We start from the raw sequence: 25,577 nt of genomic DNA, 5'->3' as shown, positions 1-25,577 counted from the left end.
TGCGCGTAACCGGCCCGCGCGGCTCTCTCGGCTAAAGCCCGTTCACTCGCCTCGGAATGGGCCAGCAGAACATGGCACTCGGCGCGATGCGGGCTGGCACCCGCGGGAAGGGAGCGCACCGTTGGGAGGCGGTTGCGTTCCCTTCCCCCCACAGGCTCGCATGGGGAGGGAACAAGCAGCCACTGCACCAGTCGACGATCCGAGCGACGCTGCACGGAGCCTTGCCCGTTGACCCGTCGGTTGAACCACGGTTTCTGGCGGACACGGCGCTCGCTGAGCGCAACAGAGCGCTCGACGGCGCGAAAACTGACCTCAGGGGGATGAAGGCCTTCGGGGCAACACGGCGGTCGCGAACCTGCCTGCCGATGCCGATCGCCGTGGGCTCTGAAAGCCAAGGAACATGGATCACCCGGATCCGAGCTCGTCACGCCATGTCGATCCAATGCTCAACGGACATTCTCTAGGCGGAGGCCATCTTGATATCGTGCTTCGACTCGACCTTAGCTCGCCACCTCTGGCCCGGTCGCTCGATCAGGTAATAAGTCAGAGCAGAGATCGCGATGGTCAGGGCGGATGTCGCAAGAAAATTTGGAAAAGGCGTCAAACTGAAATTTGATACAACAATACCGTTTAGCGGCAAATGAGCCAAGTAAATTCCATAACTCCAAAGACCTAGGTATTGAATCGGTCTGCTGCAAAGGACGGATCTTGATATTATATTATTTGAATCTGTCGTTGAGGTTATAATTATGAACGAAATCGAAGAGAATAAAACAAGGGCGTCGATACGAAGGAATTTAAAGGCACCAGGCTTGATGGCGTATGCGACTAATATCGCAGCCGAAGCAGCCCATGCTGCATAGCTTTGCCATGGCTTCGGATTCCATGTTTGCTTCAATCGGTATGCGAGCATGCCCAGAGAAAAGCTAAATGCGTAAGGGATTGGGCTCCAATGAAGCCTCAATAAGCTCGTTTTATCGCCGCTGAGTGCAGCCAGGAATTGAAAAATCAAGTGCAGCGTTAAAGCTAAAAGCGTGATCAAGCATAAGGTAGGTAAGCGTCTCGCCCAAATCAAAACGGCTGGGATCAGGAGATAGTAAAATATTTCGATAGGAATCGTCCATTCGATTCCAATAATGGAGTTTGCTACCTGTATATCCAAAAAGCTTAGGAACGTCACATGCATAAGAATGCTGTAAGCGCTCGCGCCGCCGCTCCATAAAATACAGACAGATAGCCAGAAAAAATACAGTGGAACTATCCGGCGCAGTCTCTTCACAAGGTAGTATTGGTAGGAGTTGCTGCTCTCAAACGACTGGCTTACAGCGAATCCTGAAATAACGAAAAAGACGTATACGCCGGCGCTGCCGGAATCGGCCAGTCTGCTTCCGATTACGCCAAACGAACGCAGCCCTGCTCCGCCCGTGTGTATCATCACGACAGCGAGTGCAGCAAACGCCCGGAGCCCGGTGATAAAGTTCGTATCTTTGTAGCGCAGCTCCGGCGAATTCATTCTCTGCGCCTTGTCGATCTGAAGTCACTCTCCGTACTTTTACAGGGCAGCTTGGTCAACATGCCGGAGATGCACTCCAGTATCGTTATGCCTCGCTGAGGACAAAGGCATGTCATCAGAATCTTGAGCGAGGCCTTTTCAGGCTCGTTGGCGGCTTCCGCCTGAGCCGCGGTGAGATCGTGGATCGGTTGCTGCGGTCCGGATGGCGAACTCGATTGGGATCTCGTTATAGCGCACCGCCCGCTGAACTCATGGCCGGGCCGGATCCGCTGGGCGCCACGCTCGAATGAGGTCGCTTCGCCTTCGGAGGCTAAGGAAGCCAGTTCCTGCAGTCGGCTTTTTCGTGCGCGGCAAATGTCAGGCGTGGGAACATTGTAGTCGGGTGCCGATCCGAAGTCGGGCATGCCAACCCATTGGAGCGAATAGCGCTTTAATGTCAGGGGGGGATGGTGGGCGATACAGGGATCGAACCTGTGACCCCTCCCGTGTGAAGGGAGTGCTCTACCGCTGAGCTAATCGCCCGGACCCGGCCTCTCCTAGTCGGCGCGCCTCATGCCGTCAAGGACGTGCGGGGAGGAGATTTGAAGACGCGGTCGACCGCATCGGCCAGCTCGTCGAAATGCTGGATGACGAAATCCGGCTCCAGCGTCTCGATCGGCACGTCGGTATAGCCGAAGGGCACGCAGATCGAGGGGATGCCGGCGGCGCGGGCGGTCGCGATATCCGTGCGGGAATCGCCGATCATCACGGCCCGTGCCGGATCGGCCTTCGCGGCCTCGATCGTCAGCGTGAGATGGCGTGGATCGGGCTTGAAATAAGGGAAGCTGTCGCGCCCGGCCACCGCCGCGAAACGGCTGGAGATGCCGAAATGCTCGAGGATCAGCCGCGTATGCAGGATCGGCTTGTTGGTGCAGACCGCGAGTGCGTAGCCTTGCCCGGCGAGCACGTCGAGCGCGCCGAGCACGCCGTCATAGAGATGGCTGCTGCCGGCCGAATCCTCCGCATAGATCACCATGAATTCCTCGAAGAGCCGCTCCAGCTTCTCCGAGTCGAGCGGCTGGCCCGAGGCCTTGAAGCCGCGCTCGATCAGGACGCGCACGCCGGCGCCGACGAGCTCGCGCGCCCGTTCGAGCGGCAACGCTGCCAGGCCTTCGCGCACCAGGATCAGGTTGAGGACGCGCATGATGTCCGGCGCGGTCTCGGCGAGGGTTCCGTCGAGATCGAAAACGACGATCGGGGGCAGACTCATGGTCGAAACCTTCGGGATGATTCGCGCGGGCAGGATTCGGTTAAAGGTCGTCGCGGCCGGGCTGGCAAGTCCCGCGCGTGCGCCTCCCCAAATTTGCCGCGCGAGATGGTATCGTGCGCGCGATTCGTCGCGCGGCCGGCGGCAGGGAAGATCATCATGTCGAATTTCATGGGAAGACGGGCTGGAATCGCAGCGCTGCTGCTTGCGATGGCGGGGCCGGCCTGGGCCGGGCCTTTCGAGTTCGCGCCCGCGCCGCAGACCGATCTCAACCGCGTCTATCGGATCGACAAGGCGACGGGCGAGGTCGGAGCCTGCCAGTTCCAGCTCAAGGAGGGCGGCGTCGGCCTGACCGTCTGCTTCCCGTCGGGCGAGGGGGCAGGTCCCCAGGCGCCGAGCGATTACGGCCTGATGCCGTCGCGCCATGAGAAGGAGGGCGGCATTTTCCGGGTCAATATCCGCACCGGCGAGATGAGCATCTGCTACGTCTTCGACGACAAGACGGTGTGCACGCCCCAGACGAAATGACGCCGGGAGGCCTCCGCGCGCTGGACTCGCTGGCGTCGCCGGGGCAGGAGAGCGCCGTCGTCCGGCTTGGGCGGCAGGCGTTTTCCACAAGCTGAGCCGGACGAACCCCATGAATGCCGACGATCTGAAGAAGCAGGCCGCTGCGCGCGCGCTCGAACTCGTGCGGCCGGGCATGCGGCTCGGTCTCGGCACCGGCTCGACGGCGAAGCATTTCGTCGATCTGCTCGGCGCCAAGGTCGCGGAGGGATTCGAGGTGCTCTGCGTCTCCACCTCCGAGGCGACGCAGGCTCAGGCGGTTTCGCTGGGCATCCCGATGTCGACTCTCGAAGAGACGCCGGAGCTCGATCTCACCGTCGATGGGGCTGACGAGGTCGACCCGCAGCTGCGCCTGATCAAGGGCGGTGGCGCGGCCCTGCTGCGCGAAAAGATCGTCGCGGCCGCTTCCGCGCGCATGATCGTGATCGCCGATGACGGCAAGCTGGTACAGACGCTCGGTCGCTTCCCGCTGCCGATCGAGGTCGTGCCCTTCGGGCTGGAAGCGACGCGCCGGGCTGTGGCTGCCGCCATCGCCGCCTCCGGCGCGGAAGGCCGGCTATCGCTGCGCCAGAAGCCGGACGGCACGACGCTGGTCACCGATGGCGGCCATTACATCCTCGACGCCCATCTCGGCACGATCGAGCGTCCGGAATTGCTGGCGCAGGCGCTGAACATCGTGCCCGGCGTCGTCGAGCACGGCCTGTTCATCGGGCTGGCCGCTGGCGCCATCCTGGCGGGGGCCGATGGCCTCAAGCTCATCGGCAGGATCGAATGATTCCATTCCGGCGCAATCCACGCTAAGGAACGCGCCACAATGACCGGTCCGGCATGGTCGACAGCGCAAACGCGCTTCGGCCATGGCCAGCTGATAAAGGGGTTTCAACGTATGATCCGTCGTTCTCTCGTCCGGGCGGCCTTTGGTCTGGCGCTCGTCTGCGCTGCTCCCGCCTTCGCTCAGGCTCCGGCGCTGACGCCGAGCCACTTGCAGGTGGCGCGCGAGGTCGTCGACGTGACTGGCGTCACGGCGAACATCACGAATATCTTCAACGAGTTCGAGGCGAGCGCGCAGGGCCTGCTCGCGACCCGGCCGGAGGCCAAGAAGGATGCCGATGCCGTCCTCGCGGCCCTGAAGCCGGAAGCCGAGAAGCGCGCCGACGAGATGGCCAAGACGGCGACCGAGATCTTCGCCCGGAAGATGAGCGAGGCGGATCTCAAGGACGTCGCCGCCTTCTTCAAGTCCCCGGTCGGCCAGCGCTACAATGCCTTGCGCCGCGAGGCGATGGACGATCTCCTGACCGTCCTGCAGCCCTGGGTGGTTCAGACCAGCCAGTACCTGTTCGACCGCTTCTCGCAGGAAATGCGCAAGCGCGGCCACAACCTGTGAGCCGACGCGCTACTTGAGCGTCAGGTTATGAGAATGGGCCGGCGAGCGATCGCCGGCCCTTTTTCTTTGGGAGCACCGGCTGCGGTCAGTTCACGGGGCCGCGACCGCCGATATCCTCCATCCGCGGGTCGCCGAGCGCGGTGCCGGTCTTGCGGTTGACGATGACCGTGACCACCCAGAGCAGCACGCCGACGCCGATCAGCACGCCGGCGATCGTGTACTGGACCGAGGCGCGCCCGGTCCACGGCCCAGCCAGGAAGGCGCAGGAGAGGGCACCGATGATCGGCAGGAAGGTGGGCGTGCGGAAATGCGCATGGTCGACCGTGTCCTTGCGCAGCACCAGCACGGCGATGTTCACCACGGTGAAGACGCAGAGCAGCAGCAGCGCGGTCGTGCCGCCGAGCGCCGGCACCTCGCCGACGAAGGTGATCAGCGCAAAGGCGAGCAGGCTGGTGAAGCCGATCGCGACATAGGGCGTGCGCCGCGTCGCATGGACCTTGCCAAGAATGGGCGGCAGCACATGCTCGCGGCTCATGCCATAGACCAGCCGGCTCGCCATCAGCATGTTGATCAGCGCGCTGTTGGCGACCGCGAACATGGTGATGAAGCCGAAGATCCAGATCGGGAAATTCGGCGCGCCGGCCTGCACGACCTTGAGCAGCGGCGTCTCGCCTTCCCCGAGCTGCTCGGGCGGAACGAGCGTGATCGCCGAGACCGAGACCAGTACATAGATCACGCCGGTGATGAACAGGCCGGCGAGCAGGATCTTGGGGAAGATGCGGCTCGGATCCTTGGTCTCCTCGGCCATATTGACCGAGTCCTCGAAGCCGACCATGGCGAAGAAGGCCAGCGTCGTCGCCGCGATGACCGGCCAGAACACGCCGCCATCAGCCGTCGTCTTGAACTGCATGACGCGCGAGACATCGCCCTGTCCGGCCGCGATCGCCATCATGCCGATGGTGATGATGATAAGCAGGCCGGTGAGCTCGACGCAGGTCAGCACGACATTGGCCTTCACGCTCTCGCCGACGCCGCGCAGGTTCACGATCGCGACGATCGCCATGAAACCGAGCCCGATCAGCGTGATGCCGATGCCGCCGGACAAGCCCAGCCCGAAGGCGTTGGACATGTTGGCCGCGAAGGCGCGCGAGGCTGTCGAGGCCGAGGTTATCCCTGAGCACATCACCGCGAAGGCGACGATGAAGGTGATGAAATGCACGCCGAAGGCCTTGTGCGTATAGAGCGCGGCGCCGGCGGCCTGCGGATATTTCGTGACGAGTTCGAGATAGCTGAAAGCGGTCACCATCGCGACGGCGAAGGCGACGAGAAAGGGCAGCCAGACGACACCGCCGACCTGGTTCGCGACCTGTCCGGTGAGGGCGTAGATGCCCGTGCCCAGGATGTCTCCGACGATGAAGAGCAGCAGCAGCCATGGCCCCATGACGCGGTGCAGGCTGGGTTCTGCGGCGGCGGGTTGGCCGGTGCCGGCCTGCACGCCAAGCGTGGTATCGCTCATCGATAGCCTCCCTCTGCCGCGGCATCGCTGCCGATGCCGGCTCTGGGACAACACAGTTCCGCCGTAATTGTTCACCGGCCGGCCTGCTCTATCCAGCGGTCTGCTGCGCTCTGGCATCATGCCGAAACCGGCGCTATGGCCGAACGGTCGAAGTGGACGATCGGAGCCGGCAGCATGACTCGTGACCTTGTTCTGGTGACCGGAGGCTCGGGCTTCCTCGCGGGGCATTGCATCCTGTCGCTGCTGAAGGCGGGCTATGACGTCCGCACGACGCTGCGCGATCCGGCGCGCGAGGGCGCGCTCCGGGCCGCGCTGCGCGGCGCCGGGATGGATGCGGGCGGCCGGTTGCAGGTCGCCGTTGCCGATCTGATGCGCGACGAGGGCTGGGACGAGGCGGCGGCCGGCTGCGCCTATGCCCTCCACGTCGCGTCGCCGCTTGCCGCTGCGGCCCCGAAAGACGAGGACGAGCTGATCCGTCCGGCGCGAGAGGGCACGCTGCGCGTGCTTCGTGCCGCGCATCGGGCCGGGGTGAAGCGTGTCGTCCTGACCTCTTCCTTCGCCGCGATCGGCTATGGCCGGGTGGTGAAGCGCCCCTATGACGAGCGCGACTGGACGAATGCCGCCGCGCCCGATCTTGCTGCCTACCCGAAATCCAAGACGCTGGCCGAGCGTGCCGCCTGGGAGTTCGTCGATGGCGAAGGGCAGGGGCTGGAGTTGGCGGTCGTCAACCCCGTCGGCATCTTCGGGCCGCTGCTCGGGCCGGATCTCTCGGCCTCGATCCTGCTGGTCAAGACCATGCTGGAGGGGAGGCTCTGGGCGGTGCCGCGCCTGATGTTCGGTGTGGTCGACGTGCGCGATGTCGCCGACCTGCACCTGCGCGCCATGACCGATGCGGCGGCGGCCGGCGAGCGCTTCCTGGCGACGGCCGGCGATTTCATGACGATGCAGGCGATCGCCCAGGCGCTGAAGGACGGCCTCGGCGCGAGTGCCGAGCGGGTCTCGACCCGCGTGCTGCCGGATTGGCTGGTGCGCTTCGCCGCGCGCTTCAGCGCGACGGCGCGTCAGGCGGCGACGCCGGAGCTCGGCCGCAGCAAGACGGCGACGAGCGCCAAGGCGCAGGCCATGCTGGGCTGGCAGCCGCGTCCGGCGAAGGAGGCTCTCGTCGCCACCGGCGAGAGCCTCGTCCGGCTCGGACTGGTCAGTCCTCGGCGGCCTTGAACTTGTTCAGCCCCTTCATCGCGAAGGGCGCGACCAGCGCGACGAAGGCGATGCCGAGCAGGGTCGCCGAGATCGGGTTCTCCAGCAGGATCATCGGATCGCCGAGGCTGATCTGGAGCGCGCGGCGCAATTGCTGCTCCGCCATCGGTCCGAGGATCAGGCCCACCACCATCGGCGCGACCGGGTAGTCGTAGCGGCGCATCAGGTAGCCGAGGAAGCCGAACAGGAAGAGCATGGTGAGCTCGACCGGCGAACCGTTGACCGCGAGCGTGCCCATTGTCGCGAAGACGAGGATGCCGGCATAGAGCCAGGGCTGCGGGATCGCCAGCAGCCTAACCCAGAGCCCGATGAGCGGCAGGTTCAGGATCACCAGCATGACGTTGGCGATGAACAGCGAGGCGATCAGGCCCCAGACCAGATCGGGCTTCTCGGCGAAGAGCAGCGGGCCGGGATTGAGCCCGTATTGCTGGAAGCCGGCGAGCATGATCGCGGCTGTCGCCGAAGTTGGCAGGCCGAGCGTCAGGAGCGGCACCAGCGTGCCAGCCGCCGAGGCGTTGTTGGCCGCTTCCGGCCCGGCGACGCCCTCGATCGCGCCCTTGCCGAACTCCTCCGGGTATTTGCAGAGCTTGCGCTCGGTCGAATAGCTCAGGAAGGTCGGAACCTCGGCGCCGCCGGCCGGCAGCGCGCCGATCGGGAAGCCGAAAGCGGTGCCGCGCAGCCAGGGCGCCCAGGAACGCTTCCAGTCTTCCTTCGTCATCCACAGGGAGCCCTTGATCGGGATGATCTCCTCGGGATCGCGGGCACGCTTGGAGGCGACGTAGAAGGCCTCGCCCACCGCGAACAGGCCGACGGCCAGCGTGGTGACCTCGATGCCGTTGAGCAGTTCCGGCACGCCGAAGGTCAGGCGCGCCTGTCCGGTCAGCTTGTCGATGCCGATGAGGCCGAGCGCGATGCCGAGGAACAGGCTGGTGAGGCCACGCAAAGGCGAGTCGCCGAAGGTCGCCGAGACCGTGACGAAGGCGACGATCATCAGCGCGAAATAGTCCCAGGGGCCGAACTTCACCGCGATCTGGACGAGCCAGGGCGCGAGGAAGGCGAGCCCGATCGTCGCGATCAGGCCGGCGACGAAGGAGCCGATCGCCGAGGTCGCGAGGGCAGGGCCGCCGCGGCCGGCCTTGGCCATCTTGGAACCTTCGAGCGCTGTGGCGAGCGAGGCGCTTTCGCCGGGCGCGTTGAGCAGGATCGCGGTGGTCGAGCCGCCATACATGCCGCCATAGTAGATGCCGGCGAACATGATCAGCGATCCCGCCGGATCGAGCTTGAAGGTCACCGGCAGCAGCAGCGCGACGGTCAGCGCCGGGCCGATGCCCGGCAGCACGCCGACGGCCGTGCCGAGGAACACGCCGATCAGGCAGAACATCAGCTTGGAGGGCTCGAGCGCGACGCCGAAGCCGGATAACAGGGAGAGCAGGGTATCCATGGTCGGGCTCTCCTCAGAGGAACAGGCGCTCGAGCGGACCCGACGGCAGGATCAGCGTCAGGAGCTTGGCGAAGACGAGGTAGATGACGAGGCCGAGCACGAAGCCGATCACGAAGTCGACAGCCAGGGCTTGGCGGCCCATGCCGCGGGCGGTGCAGGCGAAGACCACGGCGATGGCGATGATGAAGCCGCCGCCGAGTCCGATGCAGGCAATCAGGAAGATCAGTCCGCCGGCGATCCAGAGCAGGGCGGGGTTGTCGGCCTCTTCCGGCTGCGGCAACCCTTCGCGGAACGCGACCACGAAATGCGAGAGCCCGAGGATGACGAGCCCGGCTGCCACGACATAAGGCATCGCGGTCGGGCCGACGCCGTAATTCGAGGTGATGGTCTGCTGCGAGGCGTCATAGCCGACGAGGACGGCGACGATCAGCAGCAGGACGCCAACCACCAGGGCGGGCTTGTTGGCACCTTGCGTGCGCGTGTCGTTGGTCATGGGCGTTCCCGCAGTCGTGTCCGGCGCTTTTAGGCGCTTCTGGCGGTTGGAAAAGGGGCCGGTTTCCCGGCCCCCGCATATTTTGGCGTTTCGGCTGGCTTACTTCACCAGGCCGACTTCGGTCATGACCTTGGAGACGCGCTCGATCTCGGCCTTCAGGAAGGCGTCGAAGGCGGCGCCGGCGAGGAAGGAATCATCCCAGCCGCGAGCCTTGAGGATCTCCTGCCACTCCTTCGACTTGACCATCTTCTCGACCGTGTCGATCAGGGCCTTGGTCTGCTCGGCCGAGAGGCCGGGAGGGGCGACGACCGAGCGCCAGTTCAGCAGCTCGAGATCGATGCCCTGCTCCTTGAGCGTGGGCGCGTCCGGGGCGTTGTCGAGGCGCTTCGACGAGGAGACTGCGAGCACGCGCAGCTTGCCGGCCTTGATCTGGCCTTCGAACTCGCCATAGCCGGAGACGCCGGCCGTGACGCGCCCGCCGAGCATGGCTGCAAGCGCTTCGCCGCCGCCCGAGAACGGGATGTAGTTGATCTTCTTGGCATCGGCGCCGACGGCCTGCGCGAACAGCGCGGCGAGGATGTGGTCCGTGCCGCCGGCCGAGCCGCCGGCCCAGGTCACCTTGGCCGGGTCGGCCTTCAGGCGCTCGGCCAGATCCTTGGCGGTCTTGAGCGGCGATTCCGTCGGGACGACGATGACCTCGGCCTCGGCGGTGAGGCGCGCGATCGGCGTGACCTGGGTCAGGTTGACCGGCGACTTGTTGAGCAGGATGGCGCCGACCATGACGAAGCCGTTGACCATCAGCTGGTGGCCGTCGCCCTTGGCGCCGATCAGCTGGGCGAGGCCGATGGTGCCGCCCGCGCCGGTAACGTTGTTGACCTGCACGCTCTTGACGATGCCGGCCGAGGTCAGCGCCTGCTGCATCGAGCGGGCCGTGCCGTCCCAGCCGCCGCCCGGCGCCGCGGGGGCCATGATCTTCAATTCGTTGAGCTGGGCGAAGGCGCCCGTCGAGAGGGCAGCCAGCGCCACCGCCGTCAGGGCCGTACGCTTCAGGATGGATGTCAGCATGAATTCCTCCGCTTGCGGGCATTGCCGCGGGTTTCTTAAAGGCCGCTCGCCTGTGGCAGCTTGCCGCGCCGGTCGTCAATTGCGCCTGATTGCATAATCGGAAGTCAAGAATTTTCGGTCGAGGCGCTTGTTGACGACAGAATCTACACCGTTCGTTCTACGACTGTAGCACCGCTCCCATGACAACACGCTGGCGGCGCTTCCTGCGATCGCGTAAGCGCAAGCCATGAGCCAGCCGCGTCTCGCCGATCGCCACGATTCCGCGCCGAACCGCGGGGAGGTGCCGTCGCGCCTGATTGCGATCGGTGTGGCTGCGATGGTGCTGATGCCGCTGGCGATGTGGCTGGCCAACCGCTCGGCGACGCTCGTGCTCGGCCTCGCGGTCATCCCCTTCGTCGCCGCTGCCTTCGCGTCGGGCCAGGCGGGTGCGTTCGCCGGGCGGGCGCGGCGCCTGTTCGCGACGCCGCTCGGCCTGGCGGTGGCGGCTTTCCTCGGCTGGGCCCTCGTCTCGATCCTGTGGAGCCACCGGCCGGGAGCGTCCTTGCGGGCCTGGGGCGAGCTCGTGCTGCCGATCGTCTTCGCTCTCGCCATTGCCGTCTCAGGCCAGTTCCGGCCGCGCCCCGCCTGGCTGCGCGCGCTCGCGCTGGCGATCATCCTCGCCTGCCTGCTGGTGATGTTCGAGCTTGCCTCCGGGCTTTCGCAGCGGGCGGCACTCGGGGTCGGCAAGCTGATGGGCTTCGTCTTCAACCGCCCTGTGATCACCGCGCTCGTTCTGGCCATTCCGGTGATTCACGGGCTGTGGAACCTGCCGGGCGCGCGCCGCTCCGACCGCATCCTCGCGGTGGTTCTGGCCCTTGCCGTCGCTGTTCTGACTTTGCGCTCGGAAAGCGCCTCGGCCCGGCTCGGTGTCGCTGTCTGCGCCCTCTGCTGGGGGCTGTCGGCGCTCTGGCCGCGCCTGACGCTGACGGCTGCAGGGTGCGGCTTTCTCCTCGCCATGATCGTGGCGCCCGTGCTCGGCATCGCCGCCCAGAACTGGCTGCCCTCGCTGATCCTGAACCGCTTCACCGTGATGACCGGGCAGGCCCGCATCGATATCTGGCACAGTTTCGGAGAGGTCGCGCGGGCAAGGCCGCTGGCCGGCGCCGGCTTCGGGACCTCGGCCAGCATGCAGGATCATCCGGTGGCCGTGGAGGTCGCCCCCGCGCATCGCCAGCTTCTCGGGGCGGGCCATCCGCACGACATGCCCCTGCAGGCCTGGGCCGAGACCGGGGCGGTCGGAGCGGGCATCCTCATCGTGGCGGGCCTGCTGTTGTTGATGCGCCTGCGCCACCTGCCGGCGCGGGAGATGGCGCCGCGCCTTGCGCTGTTTGTCGCCGCCTTCGCGATTTCCGTCGTCGGGCACGGCGCCTGGCAGGGCTGGTGGATTGCCGTTCTGGGGGCTGCGGTGCTCTGGTTCGGTCCGGGCGCTGCTACGCCCCAGGGAGAAGACCATGTCTGAATTCGATGTCGATCTCTTCGTCATCGGTGCCGGTTCGGGCGGCACGCGCGCCGCGCGCATCGCCGCCGGCCATGGTGCCCGCGTCATGATCGCCGAGGAAGACCGCATTGGCGGCACCTGCGTCATCCGCGGCTGCGTGCCGAAGAAGCTCTTCGTCTACGCCAGCCGCTTCGCCGAGGATTTCGAGGATGCCGCCGGCTTCGGCTGGACCTTGCCGCAGGCGCCGGTCTTCGACTGGGCGACCCTGCGCGATGCGGTGGCCAACGAGGTCACCCGTCTCTCCGGGCTCTATCGCAAGGGGCTGGAGGGCGCCAAGGTCACGATCCGCGAGGAGCGCGCGGTCGTCGAGGGGCCGCATCAGGTCCGGCTGGTGAAGAGCGGCGAGGTGATCCGCGCCCGGCATATCCTCGTTGCGACCGGCGGCTGGCCGTCCTTCGACCCGCCGATCCCCGGCGGTGAGCTCGGCATCTCCTCCAACGAGGTCTTCAATCTGCCGGCGCTGCCGAAGCGCCTTCTGGTCGTCGGTGGCGGCTATATCGCGCTGGAATTCGCCAGCCTGTTCGCAAGGCTCGGCGTTGCGGTGACGGTCCTGCACCGGGGTGACAATATCCTGCGCGGCTTCGACGAGGATATCCGCACCCGGCTGCGCGACGCGCTCGTCCATGCCGGCATTACCTTGCGGCTCGGCTGCACGATCGACCGGATCGAGGAGCTAGCCGACGGCACCCGCCGCGCCCATTGCGCCAAGGGCGAGCCGATCGATGCCGATGTCATCCTCGTCGCCACCGGCCGCCGGCCCAATACGAAGGGGCTCGGCCTCGAGAGCGCCGGCGTCGCGATGGGGCCGCTCGGCGAGATCAAGGTCGATGCCGCCTCGGCCAGCAGCGTGCCTTCCATCCACGCCGTGGGCGATGTCACCAACCGGGTCAATCTGACGCCGGTCGCGATCCGCGAGGGCCATGCCTTCGCCGACTCGACCTTCGGCGGCCGCAACTGGACGGTGGATCATGCCACCATCGCCTCGGCCGTCTTCACCACGCCGGAGGTGGGCACGGTCGGTCTGTCGGAAGCGCAGGCGGTGGCCGCCGGCCATGAGGTCAAGGTCTTCGAATCCGGCTTCCGCCCGATGAAGGCGACGATCTCCGGTCGTCAGGAGCGCATCTACATGAAGCTCGTCGTCGATGCGCGATCGGACAAGGTGCTCGGCGTTCACATTCTCGGGCACGACGCCGGCGAGATCGTCCAGGCGGTCGGGATCGCGGTCACGATGGGCGCGACCAAGGCCGATTTCGACCGCACCGTCGCGCTGCATCCGAGCGCGGCCGAGGAACTGGTGACCATGCGTACGCCGCGCGTGGGCTAGCGGCATCCGCGTCGAACGAGCCTGTGAGGCGCTTGAATCAGGATGGCAGGCCGTTGCCGCGGTACAGCGCGGCGGCGGTTACCCTGTCGCTGAAGATCGCCATTCGTGATGCGTCCGTGGAATGGAAGGGTGGCCTGCCGCAAGGGCTTCCGCCAGACGGTGGCCATTCCCACTTCATGGGTGTATAGCCGCCCCTTCGCGCTACCAAGAGGTTAACGATGCGCGATCTCACAGTCAGGAGCACGTAAGTCCCATGTCCGAGCGGTGGACGCCAGAGAGCTGGAGGGCCAAGCCCGTCCAGCAGATTCCGGAATATCCGGACCAGGCAGCCTTGAAGGCGGTCGAGCAGCAGCTCGCCGGCTTCCCGCCGCTCGTTTTTGCAGGCGAGGCGCGCAAGCTCAAACGGGCGTTGAGCAAGGTCGCCGCCGGTGAAGCCTTCCTGCTGCAGGGGGGCGATTGCGCCGAGAGCTTCGCCGAGCATTCGGCCGACAATATCCGCGATTTCTTCCGTCTGTTCCTGCAGATGGCGGTCGTCCTGACCTTCGCCGGCGGCTCGCCGGTGGTGAAGGTCGGCCGTATCGCCGGCCAGTTCGCCAAGCCGCGTTCGGCTCCGACCGAGACGATCGGCGGCGTCGAGTTGCCGAGCTACAAGGGCGATATCGTCAACGACAACGAGTTCACGGCCGAGGCGCGCATCCCCGATCCGCGCCGCCAGCTCGAGGGCTATCGCCAGTCGGCGGCGACGCTGAACCTGATCCGCGCTTTCGCGACCGGCGGCTACGCCAATCTCGACAACGCGCATCGCTGGATGCTCGGCTTCGTCAAGGATAGCCCGCAGTCGCATCGCTACCAGGAGGTGGCCGAGCGCATCACCGAGGCGCTGGAATTCATGCGCGCCATCGGCATCGACCCGGAGACCCATCCGGAGATGCGCACGACCGACTTCTACACCAGCCACGAGGCGCTGCTGCTCGGCTACGAGCAGGCGATGACGCGGACGGATTCGACCACTGGCGAATGGTACGACACTTCCGGGCACATGCTCTGGATCGGTGATCGCACGCGCCAGATCGACCACGCCCATGTCGAGTTCTTCCGCGGCATCAAGAACCCGATCGGCCTGAAATGCGGCCCCTCGACCACGGTCGATGGCCTGCTCAAGCTGATCGACGTGCTCGATCCGCAGAACCAGGCGGGCCGCCTGACGCTGATCGCGCGTTTCGGCGCCGACAAGGTCTTCGATCATCTGCCGGCGCTGGTCCGGGCGACGAAGCGGGAAGGCCGCAATGTCGTCTGGTCCTGCGATCCGATGCACGGCAACACGGTCAAGGCCGCCAGCGGCTACAAGACCCGGCCCTTCGATCTGATCCTGGGCGAGGTGAAGAACTTCTTCGCTGTCCATGAGGCCGAGGGCACCCATGCCGGCGGCCTGCATCTGGAGATGACCGGCAAGAACGTCACCGAATGCACCGGTGGCGCGCGCGGGATGACGGATGCGGACCTCAACGACCGCTACCACACCTTCTGCGACCCGCGCCTCAACGCGGAGCAGGCGCTGGAACTCGCCTTCATCGTCGCCGAGCTGGTCAAGCGCCAGCGCGCCGGCCGGGCACGGCCCGAGGTCGAGGCGGCCGAGTAAGGCGTCTCGCCTTCGCCGGAAAACAAGAAGGGCCGGTGCGATCCGCACCGGCCCTTTTCGTTTCAAGCTGTGGATGCTTGCATCAGAACTTGAGACCCGCACCGACGCGGGCGGTGTCGATGACAGCGTTCACGCCCTTGTATTCGCTGAAGTAAATGCGGTTGTACTCTGCGCGGAACAGAATGTTGTCGCCAATCAGCGCGTCGATGCCGGCGCCAAACACGATGCCCGGAACGTAGCCGGACGAAATCTGCGTCGCTCCCGCCGAGGCGGTACCGTCCGGTCGGGCAATCGTATTGAAGCCTGCAAAGGTCGTGCGGGTTATCGCGCCGTTCACGAGGGCGGTATTGTAGCTCGAATAGTTCTCGATCGTCTGGTGCGCCTGCCCCATCGCGGCGTTGGTCGAGACGCGGCCGACGGCGAGGCCGATATTGGCGAAGGGCATGAAATTGCCGAGTGCATAGCCTGCCCGGGCCTTCAGCATGACCAGATCGTCGATCTTGTTGGTCGTGTGTCCGCCTACCGCAATCGCCGTCAGCGTATTGAGCGGCTCGGTCGATGGAGATGACTGGACCGTGGTCGCGAAGAGATTCTGGAACACCGCCCCGTTCGAGCCGCGCTGATCTGTCTGGATGTTGAGGCGCAGATACTCGGCTTCGACACCGAGAATGGCGTCGCCGAAGGCGGTGTTGTAGCCAATGAACCCGCCGAAATTGACCTTGTCCTTGCTCGCTTTACCGAAATTGTAGAGGCCGGTGCCCGCATCTCTGACGACGGCGTTCCCAAATGCCTCGCTGGTGAGCGTCCGGGATTGCTTTGCAGCATCGAACTCCCCGGCCACATAGCCAGCGCTTCCACCGAAGTAGAAGCCGCCCCAGTTCGGCGCGCCGAAGGAGGGGGCCGGCGGTGCGTCCTCGATCTGCGAGCCACGCAGCACCGGATAATCGGCGGCGAGCGCAGGGGCGGCGAGAGCCGTGGCGGCGATAGCGATAAGTCCGATGCCTGGCGCGATGGAACGGATGCGCATCCTGATCTCCCCGAGCGGCGGTCCGGTTCCACCCGGTTCAACCCGCTCTGGGTCCAATTCATGCCTTGGTAACCCTAATGTCGGGTTAACGATGCGGAATTCCGCTGCGGCGCCGGATTGTCGCCTGCCGGCAAACGCGCCATAAGCCGGCCATGACATCGCCTCTGGTTCGCTTCGCGCCGTCGCCCACCGGCTATCTCCATATCGGCAACGCCCGGCCGGCGCTGTTCAACTGGCTGTTCGCCCGCCGGCATGGCGGCCGCTTCCTGCTGCGCTACGACGACACCGATATCGCCCGCTCGAAAGCGGAATATGCCGATGCCATCGCCGAGGATCTGGGCTGGCTCGGCATCGCGCCCGATCAGGTGATCAAGCAGTCGCAACGGCTGGCGATCTATGATGCCGCCGCCGATCGCCTGCGTGGGGCAGGGCGGCTCTATGCCTGCTACGAGACGGCCGACGAGCTGGATCGCCGCCGCAAGCGCCAGCTCGCCCGCGGCTTGCCGCCGATCTACGACCGCGCCGCGCTGAAGCTCACCGACGAGCAGAAGGCGGCCTTCGCGGCGGAGGGGCGCAAGCCGCATTGGCGCTTCCTGCTGGAAGCGCGCGAGGTCGCCTGGGACGATCTCGTACGCGGCGCCTCCCATGTCGACTGCGCTTCGCTGTCGGACCCGGTTCTGGTGCGCGAGGACGGCAGCTATCTCTACACGCTGCCCTCCGTGGTCGACGATATCGAGACCGGCGTGACCCATGTCATTCGCGGCGAGGACCACGTCACCAACACCGCGGTGCAGGCGCAGATCTTCGAGGCGCTCGGTGCGAGCCTGCCCGCCTTCGGCCACCACAACCTGTTGACGACCGCGAGTGGCGAGGGGCTGTCCAAGCGCCTCGGCCATCTCTCCCTGCGCGGCCTGCGCGAGACCGGCGTCGAGGCGCTGGCCGTGGCGGCGCTGGCGACGCTGGTCGGCACCTCCGACGCAGTCCGCCCGGTCGCGAGCCTCGACGAGCTCGCAGGCCTCGTCGAGCTTGCCCATGTCTCGCGCGCGCCGGCCAAGTTCGACGAGCACGAGCTGGAGACGCTGAGCGCCCGCACGCTGCATCAGTTGCCGCTCGCGGTGGTGGAGGATCGGCTGAAGGCGCTGGGCGTCCCGGCCGACGAGGCGTTCTGGCAGGCCGTGCGCGGCAATCTCGCCAAGCTGGATGAGGGGGCCCAGTGGTGGCGCGTGGTGCAGGGGCCGCTCGCGCCGGTGATCGCCGATGCCGGCTTTGCCGCGACGGCGGCAGGATTGCTGCCGGACGAGCCCTTCGATGCCACGACCTGGAAGAGCTGGACGCAAGCCGTTGCGGCGGCCACGGGCGCCAAGGGCAAGGCGCTGTTCATGCCGCTGCGCCAGGCCCTGACCGGGCTCGACCATGGCCCGGAACTGGCGGCATTGCTGCCGCTGATCGGGCGCGAGAAGGCGCTCAGGCGGCTGGCCGGCGAGGGCGCTTGACGACTCTCACCCCGTCATGCTCGCCCTTGTGGCGAGTATCCGCGTCTTGAACACCGCATTGGATGAAGGAAGACGTGGATGGTCGGGACAAGCCCGACCATGACGTGTGAAGTAGCCGTGCCTCACTCATGCCGCTCCATCGCCGAGGCGTGCTTGGTGTCGCGCATGGTCGCGTAGACCAGGAACGACAGGAAGATGACGCCGGCGAGGTAGTAGTAGAACCACTGCTCGTGGCCCTGCTGCTTGAAGAACAGCGCGATGGCAGGCGCGGTGCCGCCGAAGATCGAGACCGTGACGGCATAGGGCACGGCGACGCCGGTGGCGCGGATCGCGGTCGGGAACAGTTCCGCCTTCACCACGGCATTGATCGAGGTGTAGCCGGCCGTGAAGATCCAGGCACCGCAGATCAGCAGGAAGGCGGTGAAGGCCGATTTGGTGTCGGCCAGCGCCGTCAGGATCGGAACGGTCAGGAGCGAGCCCGCCAATCCGAAGAAGATCAGCATCGGCTTGCGGCCGATCCTGTCCGAGATCATGCCGTAGATCGGCTGCAGCACCGCCGCGAAGATCAGGGAGCCCGCGATCACATAGGTCGTGGTCATATCGGAGAGGCCGACCGTCTGCCTGACGAAGGTCTGCATGTAGGTGGTGAAGGTGTAGAAGGCCGCCGTGCCGCCAGCGGTGAGTCCCACCACGATCGCGACCTCGCGCGGATATTTCAGCAGGCCCCTGAGCGAGCTTTCCTTCTTTTTCATCGTCGCCTTGGCGGCTTCGAAGGATTCGGTCTCGTGCATGTGCCGGCGCATCAGCATGGCGGTGACGGCGAGCATCGCGCCGATGACGAAGGGGATGCGCCAGCCCCATTCCACCAGCTGCTCATGCGTCAGGAAGACGTTCTGGAGCAGGAGCAGCACGAGGATCGCGGTAAGCTGCCCGCCGATCAGCGTCACGTACTGGAAGCTGGAATAGAAGCCGCGATGCTCTGGATCGGCGATCTCCGAGAGATAGGTCGCGCTCGCCCCGTATTCGCCGCCGAGGCTGAGGCCCTCGATGATGCGCGCCAGCGCCAGCAGGGCAGGCGCCGCGAAGCCGATCGTCGCATAGGTCGGCGTCACCGCGATGATCAGCGAGCCGAAGCACATCATCACGACGGACACGGTCAGCGACAGGCGCCGCCCGTAACGGTCGGCGAGGTGACCGAAGAGCCAGCCGCCGATCGGCCGCACGATAAAGCCGGCCGCGAACAATGTCGCGGCGTTGAGCTGCTGCACCACCGGATCATGCGAGGGGAAGAAGGCCGGCGCGAAATAGAGCGCGAAGGCCGTGTAGGCGTAGAAATCGTACCACTCGACGAGATTGCCGACCGAGCCGATGAAGATCGCTTTCAGGCGGCGTTTGGCGTCGTCGAACTGGATGGGATGGGCGGGAGGTGTCGCAGTCGTGTCTGACATGGCGGCCTTCTGAGCTGGGGAGCGTCAGAAGCGGGCGCGCGGCACGATGAAGCCGTGGGACGGGTCTGGCGGCCTCCCGGAGGCGGCTTGGATGGCCTCTTATGCGGCCGTTGCGGCCATGCGTCCAGAAGTGATCGCGTCGTTCTCGATTGGTCTTCCATGCGTAATGTGCATGGAACTTTTTTGCGTCAGGGTCGCGCGACCTGCGGGCTCAGATTCGGCGCGAGGTTGGGCGCGACGATCCGCACCGTCCGGCGCTCGCCGGTCGAGCTCTGCGATTCGCTCTTCAGCCCGTCCTTCTTGTCGAGCACCTTCTCGCCGACGATATCGGGGCCGACGCCGGCCGACTCGGTACCTGCCGTCGGCGAATCCTCGGACGGCATCGGCTTCTCGTCAGGCACGGCCGGAACCGGCGCTGGGGCAGGCGCGGGGGCCGCGGTGGCGCCCTTGCGCTTGGGATCGGCCTTCGGGCGCGAGAGTTCGGCCGCGCGCTGCTCGGTCAGGATGACGTCGCCCTTGCGCTTGTCGAGCAGGTATTCGGCATCCTTGAGGGCCGCCGACCAGCTCTGTCCCTGGCCGCGGCAGGTGCAGGCGGCATCGAAGCTGCGGGTGTATTTCCCCGCATTGGCCAGCGAGGAATAGGGCTGGCCGGTCGAACGGGAGGCGGAATTCTGGATGTCACCGCCCGTGCTCATGCCATAAGCCAGTGTCTCTGTGCCGGGGCAGAGCGCTTGGCACATCTCGTCGCCATTGCCGGCATTGTTGGCGAGCGGGAAGAAATAGCCGTCGCAGGTGCGCACGCAGACGGTCTGCGGGCCGCCGAGGCGCGGCTTCGCCGGTTCGACCGGCTGTTCCGGATCGAGCTCGGGCAGGGTCGAATCGAGCGTGCCGGGCGCGGGGTCGCGCCCGAAGATCGTGTCGAAGAAGCCGCGCGGCTGCGCCCGGCAATTGTTGTTGATCGCGGCGATGAGCTGGGCCCGGCGCTGCTCGAGGCCGCCGCCCTGCGCCTGGCGCTGCAGCGCGCCGTATTGATTCTGCAGCTGGCCGAGCTGCTGGCGGATGAAGTTGCACTGCGGCGGCGGCGAATCGAAGAAGCTGAAGCCGCGGTCGCAACCCATGGAGCGGTACTGGTTGCTCAGTTGCGCAAGCTGGGCGCCGACGCGCTGGGCGGCTTGCGCCGCGCGCGGATCGGCGCCGCTCTGGCCCTGCAGGCTGTCCAGCTCGGCGCGCCAGGCGTTGCAGGATGCCGACTGCGCGAGCGCGGTGCCACCGAGGGCCGCCAGCATCACGAGGGCCATGCCGAAGCGTCTGGTAAGTCGCAGCATCATCGCAGGTCGGGTCACGTCATCCATAGTCGCGCCGGCGGGCCGGCTCTGTTCGCAAACTGTGGTCTAGAACACCCGCCAAACACGACGGAACTATGGAGCGGAGCCGCGCCTCTCGCAGGCCGCGCGGGTGCTCCATCGCGAGGGCATCGCATGCCACATCCGGCCGGGCGCAGCAATCCGGGGACGCATGCGCCGCGCCGGTGGTGGAAAACTTCCGATCTGGTTAGAAGACCTGCGGCAGCGGCCCGTCCGCGCCGGCCTTCCGTGCAGCGCCAATGAGGCAAGTTCCGCCCATGTCCGACTATCTGCCTCTTCACGAAGCCGTCATCCCGGAGCTGCCGAACTACTATCGCGGCAAGGTCCGCGAGAATTACGATCTGCCCGACAACCGTCGCATCCTGATCTCGACCGACCGGCTTTCGGCCTTCGACCGCGCGATCGCCTCGATCCCGCTGAAGGGCCAGGTGCTGACGCAGACGGCGCGCTACTGGTTCGAGCAGACGGCCGATATCTGCCCCAACCATGTCCTGGAATATCCGGACCCGAACGTCGTCGTCGGCAAGCGGCTGGAGATCCTGCCCGTCGAGATGGTGGTGCGCGGCTATCTCGCCGGCACGACCGGCACCTCGATCCTGACCATGTACAAGCAGGGCCGGCGCGAGATGTACGGCATGACACTGCCGGACGGCCTGCGCGACAACGAGGCGCTGCCGCAGGCGATCATCACCCCGACCAGCAAGGCCTTCGACGGCGGCCATGACGAGCCGCTCTCGGCCGCGCAGATCGTCGGCGAGGGCCTGCTGACCCAGGCCCAGTGGGACACGGTCTCGGCCTATGCGCTGGCGCTCTTCGCCCGCGGCCAGAAGCTCGCCCGCGAACGCGGCCTGATCCTCGCCGACACGAAATACGAGTTCGGCACCGATGCCGAGGGCAATATCGTGCTGGCCGACGAGATTCATACGCCGGATTCAAGCCGCTACTGGTTCGCCGAAAGCTACCCCGAGCGCTTCGCCGCCGGAGGCAAGCCGGAATCCTTCGACAAGGACTTCGTGCGCAACTGGGTCGTCGCCCGCTGCGACCCCTATACGCAGGACCTGCCGCCGATCCCACAGGAGCTGATCGACGAGACCTCCGCGGTCTATGTCCGGGCCTTTGAGGCGATCACCGGCACCGCCTTCGCCCATCCGCCGAAAGGCGAGGACCCGGCGCAGCGTATCCGTCGCAATCTGGCGAAGTATTTCTAAGCCACACTCGTCGTTCTCGGGCGGAGCGAAGCGCAGACCCGAGAAACTCAGGCAGAAAGAAGCTCCAGAGCTTCCGTGTCATGAGATGCTCGGGTCAAGCCCGAGCATGACGGCCGCTACCCGCTCAGGCCCCGTCTTCCTCGCGGTAATTGCCGGCGAGGTGCCGGCCGCGCTCGGTCAGCGTCGAGAGCACGCGCTCGAACACCTTGAGTTCGTCGGGCGCGATGCCCTCGATCCAGCGCGCCTCGAAGCCGAGCGCCAGCGGCACGATCTGGTCGTAGATGCGCTTGCCCGCCGCGGTCAGCGTCACGAAGGATTCGCGGCGGTCCTGCCGGTTCTCCGTGCGCGAGACGAGGCCGCGCTTCTCCAGCTCGCCGACGGCGCGCGAGACCTTGGTCTTGTGCATCTGGGCGAGCTCGCCGATGTCGCGCGAGGTCAGCTTGCCGAATTCGCCGAGCTGCGCCACCACGCGCCATTCCGGGATGCCGATCCCGAAATGCTCGCCATAGATGCGGCCGAGCGCGCGGCCGCCGAGCGTGCCGACGACATTGAGGCGATAGGGCAGGAAGCGCTCCAGATGGAGCGCCTTGGCATCGGGATCGGCGGGCGGTTTCGTCGTCATGGCGATTTGAGGAAGGCGCGCCTCAGCGCGCCTTCAGCCTGTTCATGAAGGAGTCGTAGGACAGTTCTGCCACCTGCCACCAGAGCAGGTTCTCGCCGCGGAAGGCGACCATCGAATCGTAGCCCTTCTTGAAGTCCGCGCTCTTGGCGCTGGTCTCGGCATAGTACTCCTCGGCCGCCTTCAGCGCCGCTTCCATCACCGGCAGCGGGAAGCCGCGCAACTGCGCGCCCTGCGCCACCAGCCGGCGCAGGCCGCCCGGATTGACCGCGTCGTACTTCGCCAGCATCCAGTTATTGGCCGCCTCGCAGGCATGCTGGACGATCGCCTGGTAGTGCTTCGGCAGCTTGTTCCAGGCGTCCTTGCCGATGATGAGATGCAGCATCGCGCCGCCCTCCCACCAGCCGGGATAGTAGTAGTATTTGGCGACGCGAATGAAGCCGAGCTTCTCGTCATCATAGGGGCCGACGAACTCGGCCGCGTCGATCGCGCCGCGCTCCAGCGCCGGGTAGACGTCGCCGGGCGCGATCTGGGTCGGCACCACGCCGAGCTTCGAGAGCACCGCGCCGCCCATGCCGCCGATGCGGAATTTCAGGCCCTTGAGGTCGTCGATGCTCTTGAGCTCGTTGCGGAAGAAGCCGCCCATCTGGCAGCCGGAATTGCCGCAGGGAATCGAATAGGCGTTGAAGCGGTCGAGCACGCCGTTCACGATCTGCTCGCCGCCGCCGAAGAACCACCAGCTATGCTGCTGGCGGGCGTTGAGGCCGAACGGGATGCCGGTGCCGAGACCCAGCGTCGGGTCCTTGCCGATATAGAAATAGGTCGGCGAATGCGCGCATTCGACCGTGCCGGACGAGACCGCATCGAGCGCCTGCAGGCCGGGTACGATCTCGCCGGGCGCGAAGACCTGGATCTCGAACTTCCCGTCGGTGGCCTCGGAGACATATTTCGAGAACTGCTGCGCCGTGCCGAAAATCGTGTCGAGCGACTTCGGGAAGCTCGACGTCAGGCGCCATTTCACCTCGGGCTGCGACTGCGCGACCGCCGGCATCGCGACCGCCGTCGCGGCGGCGGCCAGCGCCCCCGATTTCAAAAAGCTGCGACGTTCCATATGGTTTCCTCCCGAGGGATTGTTATGCCCTTATTGGCGCGTCCGGGAAGGAATGAAAAGACATGAAGCTCGCCTCGCTCGCGCATGGCCGTGACGGCCGTCTCGTCGTCGTTTCGCGGGATCTCACCCGCGCCACAGATGCCTTCCCCGTCGTACCGACGCTGCAGGCGGCGCTCGACGACTGGGAGCGGAATGCGCCGCGCCTGGCCGATCTCGCCGAGGGGCTGGAGCATGGCTCGGTCCCGTCCTTCCGCTTCCATGAGCATGACTGCGCCGCGCCGCTGCCGCGCGCCTATCAGTGGCTCGACGGCTCGGCTTACGTGAACCATGTCGACCTCGTCCGGAAGGCGCGGGGAGCGACCATGCCGGAGAGCTTCTGGACCGACCCGCTGATGTATCAGGGCGGCAGCGATGCATCGCTCGGTCCGCGTCAGGCCGTGCAGGCCCGCAGCGAGGAGGACGGCATCGATTTCGAGGCCGAGATCGCGGTCGTCACCGGCGACGTGCCGATGGGCGCGAGTCGCGACGAGGCGCTCGGAGCGATCCGCCTCGTCATGCTCGTCAACGATGTAAGCTTGCGGAACCGGATTCCCGGCGAACTCGCGAAAGGCTTTGGCTTCGTCCAGTCGAAGCCGTCCTCGGCCTATTCCCCGGTGGCGGTGACACCGGAGGAACTGGGCAATGCCTGGCGTGACGGCCGTCTGCATCTGCCGCTGCTGGCGCAGGTCAACGGCACGCTCTTCGGCAAGCCCGATGCCGGCACCGACATGACCTTCGATTTCGGCACGCTGATCGCACATGCCGCCGCGACGCGCCGCCTTTCGGCCGGCACCATCATCGGCGCCGGCACGGTCTCGAATCGCGATGCCGATGGCGGCCCGGGCCGGCCTGTGGCGGAAGGCGGGCAGGGTTATGCCTGCATCGCCGAGCAGCGCATGGTCGAGACGATCCGGGGTGGCGGACCCAAGACGCCGTTCCTGCGCTTCGGCGACACCATCCGCATCGAAATGAAGGATGCAACGGGGCATTCGATCTTCGGCGCGATCGAGCAGGAAATCCTGCCGCTGGGCTGATCGGCGTCCCGGCTGCCCCGTCTTGGCGGCAGCCGGGCGGCCGGATAACCTCACGCCCCAAGCCAGACGCGAGAACCGAGACGCCATGACCGAGACCGTGCCGTTCTATTCCACCGCCATTCCGCTGGCCTTCTTCATCTGGGGGCCGGTGCTGGTGGTGGTGCTGTTCTGGGCGGTCGGCCTCTGGTCGAACCGGCAGGGCGTGCCGCGCATGCTCGAGGGCGACTGGGACGGCTACACTATCGCCGATGTCGAGAAGCTCTTCACGATCTACGGCGAGGACAAGCGCGCCCGCTATCGCAACCGCGTGCTGCCGGCGGATGTCGCTTGCGCCTTCACCTACGCGATCGTGGGCGCACTGATCGTCGCCGGCCTTGGACTGCGCGGCCAGCCCTGGTGGGTCGCGGCGCTCTGTGGCGGTGGCTGGCTGCTTGGGGGGCTCTGCGACGTTGCCGAGAATTTCGCGCTGGCGCGCATGCTTGACCGCTATCCGCAGGTCGATGGCGGCAATGTCGCCTTCGCCAGCACGATGACGCGGCTGAAGCTCGTCCTCTTCGCGCTCGGCGTGATCGGCGCGCTCGCCGCCGCCTATCTCGTCTTCAAGCCGCTGGCGGGTTGAGGCCACGCCACGCTTCGCCGGTCAGGCGAAAGCGCGTGGCGATCACCGCGGGATCGCCGATCAGGATCGTCGGGTCCATCGGCGCAGGCTGGAAACCCAGCCGTTCGGCCAGACGCAGCGAGGCCAGATTGAGCGGATGCGTGGTCACGGCGACGCTCGCCAGCGCGAGCGTCTCGAAACCATGCCGCAGCAGGCGCGCCGCGGTTTCCCGCGCATAACCTTGGCCCCAGTTTGCGACCGTGAAGCGGTAGCTCAGCTGGACGTCCTCGGCCGCATCGCCATCGGGGATGAGCCCGACATAACCGAGGAAGGCATCGGGCTCGGCCTTCGCGAATACGGACCAGTAGCCCAGCCCGCGCCCGACATGGTTGAAGCTGCGCGCCGCGACGGCATCGCGCTTCATCGCGGGGTCGCCGACGGCGGCGATATGCTTCATCACCTGCGGATCGGCATTCATGCTGACGATGGCGTCGAGGTCCGCGAGGCTTCGCGGGCGCAGCAGCAGCCTATCGCTCTCCAGTCCCGGCAGCATGGTGTGGTTCGTCCCGGTCGTGATCCGCAGATCGATGGTGTGCGGTGCAAAGCTCTGGTGCACTGCCGTTCGGCTTCCCATATCCTGACCGGCGCCAAGCTGGA

23 protein-coding genes and 1 tRNA gene are annotated in these 25,577 nt (G+C 66.1%); 11 read left to right on the top strand and 13 right to left on the bottom strand.

Annotated features, from left to right (window positions below; translation table 11 throughout):
* Positions 1-460: 460 nt before the first annotated feature.
* The 3 genes from WFK61_RS19155 to gph form a co-directional block, all read right to left on the bottom strand.
* Positions 461-1,513 carry an acyltransferase family protein gene (locus WFK61_RS19155; RefSeq protein WP_336813676.1) on the bottom strand — a complete coding sequence of 351 codons (1,053 nt, stop codon included), beginning with the start codon at positions 1,511-1,513 and terminating at the stop codon, positions 461-463.
* A gap of 447 nt (positions 1,514-1,960) precedes the next feature.
* Positions 1,961-2,035: transfer RNA gene (locus WFK61_RS19150), tRNA-Val, on the bottom strand.
* A gap of 28 nt (positions 2,036-2,063) precedes the next feature.
* A complete protein-coding gene (gene gph, locus WFK61_RS19145) occupies positions 2,064-2,762 on the bottom strand; it encodes a phosphoglycolate phosphatase (protein ID WP_336813675.1) in 699 nt (232 codons plus the stop codon).
* Between the two features lie 168 nt (positions 2,763-2,930).
* On the opposite strand from gph, the gene WFK61_RS19140 reads away from it, so the two are divergent.
* The 3 genes from WFK61_RS19140 to WFK61_RS19130 all read left to right on the top strand — a co-directional run bounded on the left by WFK61_RS19140 (position 2,931) and on the right by WFK61_RS19130 (position 4,707).
* Entirely contained in the window at positions 2,931-3,287 is a 357-nt protein-coding gene (locus tag WFK61_RS19140) for a hypothetical protein (protein WP_336813703.1), read from the top strand.
* Between the two features lie 109 nt (positions 3,288-3,396).
* Complete coding sequence (rpiA, locus tag WFK61_RS19135; RefSeq protein WP_336813674.1) at positions 3,397-4,098, top strand: ribose-5-phosphate isomerase RpiA; 702 nt, start codon at positions 3,397-3,399, stop codon at positions 4,096-4,098.
* 111 nt (positions 4,099-4,209) lie between these two features.
* On the top strand, positions 4,210-4,707 hold the full coding sequence (locus WFK61_RS19130; protein ID WP_336813673.1) for a DUF2059 domain-containing protein: 498 nt from the start codon (positions 4,210-4,212) through the stop codon (positions 4,705-4,707).
* An 85-nt stretch (positions 4,708-4,792) separates the two neighbouring features.
* On the opposite strand, the gene WFK61_RS19125 is transcribed toward WFK61_RS19130, so the two are convergent.
* Positions 4,793-6,223 (bottom strand): APC family permease, encoded by a 1,431-nt coding sequence (locus tag WFK61_RS19125; protein WP_336813672.1) that lies wholly within the window; start codon positions 6,221-6,223, stop codon positions 4,793-4,795.
* Between the two features lie 174 nt (positions 6,224-6,397).
* Here WFK61_RS19125 and WFK61_RS19120 point away from each other — a divergent pair, with 174 nt between their 5' ends.
* A complete protein-coding gene (locus tag WFK61_RS19120; RefSeq protein WP_336813671.1) occupies positions 6,398-7,441 on the top strand; it encodes an SDR family oxidoreductase in 1,044 nt (347 codons plus the stop codon).
* On the opposite strand, the gene WFK61_RS19115 is transcribed toward WFK61_RS19120, so the two are convergent.
* From WFK61_RS19115 to WFK61_RS19105, 3 genes are all read right to left on the bottom strand, one after another.
* Complete coding sequence (locus tag WFK61_RS19115) at positions 7,422-8,921, bottom strand: tripartite tricarboxylate transporter permease (RefSeq protein ID WP_336813670.1); 1,500 nt, start codon at positions 8,919-8,921, stop codon at positions 7,422-7,424. The genes WFK61_RS19120 and WFK61_RS19115 overlap by 20 nt on opposite strands.
* 13 nt (positions 8,922-8,934) lie before the next feature.
* Positions 8,935-9,414 (bottom strand): tripartite tricarboxylate transporter TctB family protein, encoded by a 480-nt coding sequence (locus tag WFK61_RS19110; RefSeq protein WP_336813669.1) that lies wholly within the window; start codon positions 9,412-9,414, stop codon positions 8,935-8,937.
* A gap of 99 nt (positions 9,415-9,513) precedes the next feature.
* Positions 9,514-10,479 carry a Bug family tripartite tricarboxylate transporter substrate binding protein gene (locus WFK61_RS19105; RefSeq protein ID WP_336813668.1) on the bottom strand — a complete coding sequence of 322 codons (966 nt, stop codon included), beginning with the start codon at positions 10,477-10,479 and terminating at the stop codon, positions 9,514-9,516.
* A 226-nt stretch (positions 10,480-10,705) separates the two neighbouring features.
* Between WFK61_RS19105 and WFK61_RS19100 the strand changes: the two genes are divergently transcribed.
* The 3 genes from WFK61_RS19100 to WFK61_RS19090 all read left to right on the top strand — a co-directional run bounded on the left by WFK61_RS19100 (position 10,706) and on the right by WFK61_RS19090 (position 14,979).
* Complete coding sequence (locus tag WFK61_RS19100) at positions 10,706-11,977, top strand: O-antigen ligase family protein (RefSeq protein ID WP_336813667.1); 1,272 nt, start codon at positions 10,706-10,708, stop codon at positions 11,975-11,977.
* Positions 11,970-13,340 (top strand): glutathione-disulfide reductase, encoded by a 1,371-nt coding sequence (gene gor, locus WFK61_RS19095; RefSeq protein WP_336813666.1) that lies wholly within the window; start codon positions 11,970-11,972, stop codon positions 13,338-13,340. The genes WFK61_RS19100 and gor overlap by 8 nt, the downstream gene beginning before the upstream one ends.
* A gap of 253 nt (positions 13,341-13,593) precedes the next feature.
* Complete coding sequence (locus WFK61_RS19090; protein WP_336813665.1) at positions 13,594-14,979, top strand: class II 3-deoxy-7-phosphoheptulonate synthase; 1,386 nt, start codon at positions 13,594-13,596, stop codon at positions 14,977-14,979.
* Between the two features lie 82 nt (positions 14,980-15,061).
* Here the strand turns inward: WFK61_RS19090 and WFK61_RS19085 are convergent, their stop codons facing one another.
* A complete protein-coding gene (locus tag WFK61_RS19085; protein WP_336813664.1) occupies positions 15,062-16,006 on the bottom strand; it encodes an outer membrane protein in 945 nt (314 codons plus the stop codon).
* A 152-nt stretch (positions 16,007-16,158) separates the two neighbouring features.
* On the opposite strand from WFK61_RS19085, the gene gltX reads away from it, so the two are divergent.
* Complete coding sequence (gene gltX, locus WFK61_RS19080) at positions 16,159-17,499, top strand: glutamate--tRNA ligase (RefSeq protein WP_336813663.1); 1,341 nt, start codon at positions 16,159-16,161, stop codon at positions 17,497-17,499.
* Positions 17,500-17,621: 122 nt separating this feature from the next.
* Here the strand turns inward: gltX and WFK61_RS19075 are convergent, their stop codons facing one another.
* Together WFK61_RS19075 and WFK61_RS19070 are read right to left on the bottom strand one after the other, a co-directional pair.
* A complete protein-coding gene (locus WFK61_RS19075; RefSeq protein WP_336813662.1) occupies positions 17,622-18,947 on the bottom strand; it encodes an MFS transporter in 1,326 nt (441 codons plus the stop codon).
* A gap of 188 nt (positions 18,948-19,135) precedes the next feature.
* Positions 19,136-20,290, bottom strand: a complete 1,155-nt coding sequence (locus tag WFK61_RS19070) for a DUF2865 domain-containing protein (protein ID WP_336813661.1) — start codon at positions 20,288-20,290, stop codon at positions 19,136-19,138.
* Between the two features lie 278 nt (positions 20,291-20,568).
* Between WFK61_RS19070 and WFK61_RS19065 the strand changes: the two genes are divergently transcribed.
* Positions 20,569-21,519: a phosphoribosylaminoimidazolesuccinocarboxamide synthase gene (locus WFK61_RS19065; protein WP_336813660.1), complete on the top strand. Its 951-nt coding sequence runs from the start codon at positions 20,569-20,571 to the stop codon at positions 21,517-21,519.
* A 124-nt stretch (positions 21,520-21,643) separates the two neighbouring features.
* Here WFK61_RS19065 and WFK61_RS19060 read toward each other — a convergent pair whose 3' ends face one another.
* Together WFK61_RS19060 and WFK61_RS19055 are read right to left on the bottom strand one after the other, a co-directional pair.
* A complete protein-coding gene (locus WFK61_RS19060; RefSeq protein ID WP_336813659.1) occupies positions 21,644-22,141 on the bottom strand; it encodes a MarR family winged helix-turn-helix transcriptional regulator in 498 nt (165 codons plus the stop codon).
* Positions 22,142-22,163: 22 nt separating this feature from the next.
* A complete protein-coding gene (locus WFK61_RS19055) occupies positions 22,164-23,249 on the bottom strand; it encodes a TRAP transporter substrate-binding protein (RefSeq protein ID WP_336813658.1) in 1,086 nt (361 codons plus the stop codon).
* A 62-nt stretch (positions 23,250-23,311) separates the two neighbouring features.
* Here WFK61_RS19055 and WFK61_RS19050 point away from each other — a divergent pair, with 62 nt between their 5' ends.
* Entirely contained in the window at positions 23,312-24,322 is a 1,011-nt protein-coding gene (locus WFK61_RS19050) for a fumarylacetoacetate hydrolase family protein (protein ID WP_336813657.1), read from the top strand.
* Positions 24,323-24,407: 85 nt separating this feature from the next.
* Positions 24,408-24,941 carry a hypothetical protein gene (locus WFK61_RS19045; RefSeq protein ID WP_336813656.1) on the top strand — a complete coding sequence of 178 codons (534 nt, stop codon included), beginning with the start codon at positions 24,408-24,410 and terminating at the stop codon, positions 24,939-24,941.
* Here WFK61_RS19045 and WFK61_RS19040 read toward each other — a convergent pair.
* A complete protein-coding gene (locus WFK61_RS19040) occupies positions 24,922-25,536 on the bottom strand; it encodes a GNAT family N-acetyltransferase (protein WP_336813655.1) in 615 nt (204 codons plus the stop codon). The two genes, WFK61_RS19045 and WFK61_RS19040, sit on opposite strands and share 20 nt — an antisense overlap.
* Positions 25,537-25,577: the final 41 nt, after the last annotated feature.

The organism is Allobosea sp. MMO-172 (genome assembly GCF_037147855.1).
Classification (GTDB): Bacteria; Pseudomonadota; Alphaproteobacteria; order Rhizobiales; family Beijerinckiaceae; genus Allobosea.
The sequence above is the reverse complement of the archived record's forward strand: the minus strand, read 5'-3'. Positions and strand labels throughout refer to the sequence as shown.

Coding starts and splice junctions, on each gene's coding strand:
- WFK61_RS19155 (WP_336813676.1), bottom strand. CDS start 1,513: ATGAATTCGCCGGAGCTGCGCTACAAAGATACGAACTTTATCACCGGG.
- gph (WP_336813675.1), bottom strand. CDS start 2,762: ATGAGTCTGCCCCCGATCGTCGTTTTCGATCTCGACGGAACCCTCGCC.
- WFK61_RS19140 (WP_336813703.1), top strand. CDS start 2,931: ATGGGAAGACGGGCTGGAATCGCAGCGCTGCTGCTTGCGATGGCGGGG.
- rpiA (WP_336813674.1), top strand. CDS start 3,397: ATGAATGCCGACGATCTGAAGAAGCAGGCCGCTGCGCGCGCGCTCGAA.
- WFK61_RS19130 (WP_336813673.1), top strand. CDS start 4,210: ATGATCCGTCGTTCTCTCGTCCGGGCGGCCTTTGGTCTGGCGCTCGTC.
- WFK61_RS19125 (WP_336813672.1), bottom strand. CDS start 6,223: ATGAGCGATACCACGCTTGGCGTGCAGGCCGGCACCGGCCAACCCGCC.
- WFK61_RS19120 (WP_336813671.1), top strand. CDS start 6,398: ATGACTCGTGACCTTGTTCTGGTGACCGGAGGCTCGGGCTTCCTCGCG.
- WFK61_RS19115 (WP_336813670.1), bottom strand. CDS start 8,921: ATGGATACCCTGCTCTCCCTGTTATCCGGCTTCGGCGTCGCGCTCGAG.
- WFK61_RS19110 (WP_336813669.1), bottom strand. CDS start 9,414: ATGACCAACGACACGCGCACGCAAGGTGCCAACAAGCCCGCCCTGGTG.
- WFK61_RS19105 (WP_336813668.1), bottom strand. CDS start 10,479: ATGCTGACATCCATCCTGAAGCGTACGGCCCTGACGGCGGTGGCGCTG.
- WFK61_RS19100 (WP_336813667.1), top strand. CDS start 10,706: ATGAGCCAGCCGCGTCTCGCCGATCGCCACGATTCCGCGCCGAACCGC.
- gor (WP_336813666.1), top strand. CDS start 11,970: ATGTCTGAATTCGATGTCGATCTCTTCGTCATCGGTGCCGGTTCGGGC.
- WFK61_RS19090 (WP_336813665.1), top strand. CDS start 13,594: ATGTCCGAGCGGTGGACGCCAGAGAGCTGGAGGGCCAAGCCCGTCCAG.
- WFK61_RS19085 (WP_336813664.1), bottom strand. CDS start 16,006: ATGCGCATCCGTTCCATCGCGCCAGGCATCGGACTTATCGCTATCGCC.
- gltX (WP_336813663.1), top strand. CDS start 16,159: ATGACATCGCCTCTGGTTCGCTTCGCGCCGTCGCCCACCGGCTATCTC.
- WFK61_RS19075 (WP_336813662.1), bottom strand. CDS start 18,947: ATGTCAGACACGACTGCGACACCTCCCGCCCATCCCATCCAGTTCGAC.
- WFK61_RS19065 (WP_336813660.1), top strand. CDS start 20,569: ATGTCCGACTATCTGCCTCTTCACGAAGCCGTCATCCCGGAGCTGCCG.
- WFK61_RS19060 (WP_336813659.1), bottom strand. CDS start 22,141: ATGACGACGAAACCGCCCGCCGATCCCGATGCCAAGGCGCTCCATCTG.
- WFK61_RS19055 (WP_336813658.1), bottom strand. CDS start 23,249: ATGGAACGTCGCAGCTTTTTGAAATCGGGGGCGCTGGCCGCCGCCGCG.
- WFK61_RS19050 (WP_336813657.1), top strand. CDS start 23,312: ATGAAGCTCGCCTCGCTCGCGCATGGCCGTGACGGCCGTCTCGTCGTC.
- WFK61_RS19045 (WP_336813656.1), top strand. CDS start 24,408: ATGACCGAGACCGTGCCGTTCTATTCCACCGCCATTCCGCTGGCCTTC.